This window comes from Paenibacillus oleatilyticus, from assembly GCF_018998565.1.
GTDB lineage: Bacteria > Bacillota > Bacilli > Paenibacillales > NBRC-103111 > Paenibacillus_G > Paenibacillus_G oleatilyticus.
This window is the reverse complement of record NZ_JAHNZO010000167.1, coordinates 1-352: the sequence shown is the minus strand read 5'-3', so window position 1 is coordinate 352 and position 352 is coordinate 1. Positions and strand designations below refer to the sequence as shown.

The 352-nt window shown below is 63.9% G+C and carries 1 protein-coding gene; it reads left to right on the top strand.

What is annotated here, in order from left to right:
• Positions 1-352, top strand: a 352-nt coding sequence (locus KQX66_RS39070; RefSeq protein WP_216798442.1) for a cation:proton antiporter domain-containing protein, incomplete at both ends; no start/stop codon positions are given.

Sequence of the window (352 nt, the reverse complement as noted above, 5' to 3'; positions counted from 1 at the left end):
GTTGACGAGATCCTGCACTTCTCCGAGCTGGGCGTGGTGTTCCTGATGTTCATCATCGGTCTGGAGCTGAACCCCAGCAAGCTGTGGGAACTGAGGCGCTCGATTTTCGGCGCCGGCGCCGGCCAGGTGTTGCTCACCGCGGCGGTGCTGGGCGCGTTGCTGTACCTGACGCACTTCGCCTGGCAGGCGGCGGTGATCGGCGGTATCGGCCTGGCGATGTCTTCCACCGCCATGGCGCTGCAGCTGATGCGCGAAAAGGGCATGAACCGCAACGAAGGGGGGCAGCTCGGTTTCTCGGTGCTGCTGTTCCAGGATATGGCGGTGATCCCGGCGTTGGCGTTGATCCCCATTC